We start from the raw sequence: 3,836 nt of genomic DNA on the forward strand, positions 1-3,836 counted from the left end.
AACTGTAAGGAGTACCACCACATTGCTATCAAGCTAAGAATATGAATTTTATTAATCCATCTTTTTCTTTTGCATATTGGCTAGTATAGAACAAAAAGGTTATCAAATGCCGAGCGAACTCTCAGCAGATGATAACCCTTTGGACTAGCGTATCAATGATTTAATTAGATAACCTCACAAATATATTATTGAACCACTCCAAATACATTAATTTCAGCGGCACTTGTCCATGGATTGTTGTTTACCTCGCTTAATGCACGTAGTTTAATATAACGACCTGTCTTGTTTGCAAAGCTGATTTCTTTCAAGTTAGTATTGTTTGCAAAAGCACCTATGGATACCGCTGTTCCCCAGTTTACTCCATCACTACTGACGTAAAACTCATAGTCCTTAATCGTTCCATTTATTTGGCCGTCTTGCCTTGGCAAGTAGCTGAATTTGGAGAGGTTATAAGTTGCACCTAAATCAATTTGAATCTCGTGTGGCATTGGAGCTACAGGGCTCCAGTTTGTATGCCAAAATGTGTCTTTGTTTCCATCAAAGGCATACGTACCTAAATTGTACCAATTATAGCTATCTACATATTTTAGTGTCCAGTTTGTTTGCGGAATTAAGCTAGCTTCTTTTGTTGTGACTGCTACATTCATAGCAGAATTACTTGTACTTGTCGTTGTAATCGTTACTCCTGTTTTTTCTCCCGTGTAGGTATTACTATTCGGATTAGTGTCTGGACCAAAGGTAGCAGCATGATTTTGATTCGTGTAATAGAATGGGTCTTGGTATTCACTGATTGATTGCTCTATATCAATGAAAGGATGCGGATCACTGGAATTATTATTCATAGATTCATCAATATGCCAAACCGCAATACCACCAGAATTTGTTGGTAAGCTCGCATCATACCCAACCTTTGCGCGATTCTCAACTAAAAAATACGTATTATCCTTTAAAGGAATCTTTAACACATTATAGTTATTTGGGATTGCATTTAGAGTAAAGTTATTAGTGGTATTTACTACAGTTGGTGTTACAAAGCCCAGTTTTACCTTTGACCAAGCATCCATATGATCTGGGGTAGTTCCATACTCTTCCCCTTGAAGACTATTCCAAGCTCCATTCCCCATTATACTTAGACTACCTACACGGTTATTGTCACCATATAGATCTGGAAGACCAAAAGAATGCCCTAACTCATGAGCAGGTATACCAATTGTCGCCATATGACCATATTGTTTTTCACCCTGCGCTGTATACATGCCTGATACTGTAACACCATCGTGATTTGTATTAGGAGCATATGACTGATGCGCCCAAATGTTTGGAAGTGGCCCCCCACTAGCCTGTTCATTACCAGCAAGAAAACTCACAATGTAGAAGCCATCTTTAGAGTCAACGACTTGATCATTATTAGTATCAAGACTAGCAAAATTCACTTGAGAATCAGCTTTAGCCAGTGCATCTGTTATAACCGTACCCATACTTTTTCCCGATGTACTCGGATGAGCGTAATCTAATTTCACTTTAACCACTCCATCATTTTGAGTACCATATGTTTCAGGAGCTGGAGTTATCTGTACTTTTCCATTACTTACTTCATTATAGTAATTCTTAACTGACTTTTGATTTGTAGAAAAGAATTTGTTACTCCAATCGTTATCGTTATATGCAATATCAACATCTGTAAACCCAATTAACAAAACAAGTAATTTTTTGTTTCCTAAAACTGGAGTGACAGTTCCATCAATATTTTTTGGTGATTCTTTTTGTAATTTATTCATGTGCTCCTGTTTTTTCTTTGCTTGAGGGTTGTAATTCTTTATCCATTTGTTCAAATTGTTCTCATTTACCGCCATTGAAGGCTTCTTATCAATTTTATATTTTTTCCCCGTCGATTTCAGTTCATCTGATGTAAGCTCCGCGTAATTCCAATACCCCTTCTGATCTTGTAAAAGTACGTCGCCATCCTTTGTACTTACCCAATGGAACCATTCATCTCCATGTAACGTGCCCTCAAAAGATTCGCCTGAAGGCTGCTTCATTTTGACAACTCCCTCGTATGCTGGTGCGGCAAAAGCATTCGTTTGAACATACAAAACACAAATCAAAGAAAAAACGGACATGAACAGGAATTTTAAAATTCTTTGCATAAACTTTCCCCCTTTTTCAATGGTGTGTGGAATATTCTGTTGATTGCCAGACTAGATTCATACATGGAATAGATTGACAGATACATTTGTATAACACTAACAGAATACCTTTAATTATAATTACAGGAAATTGAAAAAATGTTAATTTTTTATTCAGATAAATATTTTCTCAAGATTATCGAACAGGAGTGATGATGATAGTTCTTCAGAGAACTAATATTTTTCTGCCTAAAATGGATCTTAACGTAACCTGCAAATCTTTTGCTGTGGTGATCCCGTCCCAATCAGACTAAGAATTTAAACTATCCTAAAAGAAAAAGTAATGATTAAATTTTAAACCTAGTCATTGCCTTATCCATTGCATCTTGATTTACACCTATATAACATAACGTGACTTTCTCTGACGAGTGATTAAATATCCCCATGAGCAATGCTATGTTTTTTGTTTGCATATACATATGATACCCATATGTCTTTCTCAACGTATGTGTCCCTATTTCATCTAACCCAAACTCTGCCGCTGCTCCGCTTAATATCTTATATGCCATGCTACGACCAATTGGACGATTCTTACCTTGTCTGCTTTGCAATAAATACTCATTATCTTCTCTTTCTTCAATAAACCATTTAAGTTCTCTTTTCAGTGCTGCAGTAATTTGTATTCGTTTCTGTTTCCCTGTTTTCTTTTCCCGCATAGATATATGACTACCTTTGACATCTCCTACCTTCAATTTCAAAATGTCCGAGATTCTCAGGCCTGTATTGATTCCCATAATGAAGAGAATGTAATTACGTAAGCACTTTTCTTTAAAATATTCTTTAAGCTGCTGTATTTGCTCTGGATCACGTATTGGCTGAACAAAATTCATTATTCATTACCTCCAGTTTCTTCTGTCTCGTAAACTTCTAATCTAAGAGCAAAAGCAAGTTTATAAAATACTCTAGCCTTAACACGTCGATAAGTACGCTCGCTCATGCCGATTTCGTTATATACCATATAATCACATACATCTTCATCTTCTAAATAACGCTTAATGATGATGTCTCTTTGATCCTTTCCTGCACGTCCATTACCCAAACGACTAAGAAACTGGTCAATACGAAATGATGTTTGCTTAATCCACTCTTCTCTTTTACTTTGTTGAATATTAGCCATCGCTATATCTTCTAGTAGCTTCCCTACATCATTTGTAGGCCCGTGATATCTAATTTCATAAGAAGGAGTGACTTTCATTTCTTCACGCATCATTCCAAACTGCCTATACAAACGCACACTTTCCAGAACACCTTCTAATTTTTTCTGCGTTGCTACTCTATCAATTTTTGGTAAGAAAGATAATTGTTTATTCATGTAAGACCACTCCTTTTTATTTTTAAATTACTTTTGTCTTATTGCTCCGCGTCTTCGTTCATAACAAGGTCTATGCATCCCCATTAAATCCTCAATTTCACGAGTACTTAATTTCTCTTTTTGTTTTTTCTTATTTTTCTTCTTTCCTTGCTTGGATTGCTTTTTCCACTCGCGTAATTGTTCTTTTAGTGCCTTCATATTTCTCCATCCCTCTTTTCAAAATAAAAAGGACACCTATTCCTAAAACAGCTTTAATTGCTGCTTTAATGAATTGGTGCCCTCTAGTTTTCTAGCCGGACTATATTCTGTTTGTTTTACTTTAAAAGGATTATTTTGTT

Annotated in this window: 4 protein-coding genes; all 4 read right to left on the minus strand. The window is 35.9% G+C overall.

Translation table 11 applies throughout. The features are described from left to right. Positions 1-185 precede the first annotated feature (185 nt). A complete protein-coding gene (locus ACQGS6_RS24380) occupies positions 186-2,147 on the minus strand; it encodes a M6 family metalloprotease domain-containing protein (protein WP_426965735.1) in 1,962 nt (653 codons plus the stop codon). A gap of 326 nt (positions 2,148-2,473) precedes the next feature. Then, the gene (locus ACQGS6_RS24385; protein ID WP_426965736.1) at positions 2,474-3,016 is read right to left on the minus strand and encodes a site-specific integrase; all 543 of its coding nucleotides are present in this window, start codon (positions 3,014-3,016) and stop codon (positions 2,474-2,476) included. Then, positions 3,016-3,498, minus strand: coding sequence for an ArpU family phage packaging/lysis transcriptional regulator (locus ACQGS6_RS24390; RefSeq protein WP_001041486.1), 483 nt, complete (start codon positions 3,496-3,498; stop codon positions 3,016-3,018). Before ACQGS6_RS24390 ends, ACQGS6_RS24385 begins: the two co-directional genes overlap by 1 nt. Before the next feature lie 27 nt (positions 3,499-3,525). Then, a complete protein-coding gene (locus ACQGS6_RS24395) occupies positions 3,526-3,696 on the minus strand; it encodes a hypothetical protein (protein ID WP_000645544.1) in 171 nt (56 codons plus the stop codon). Positions 3,697-3,836: the final 140 nt, after the last annotated feature.

This window comes from Bacillus sp. GMs2/2, from assembly GCF_050172095.1.
GTDB lineage: Bacteria > Bacillota > Bacilli > Bacillales > Bacillaceae_G > Bacillus_A > Bacillus_A cereus.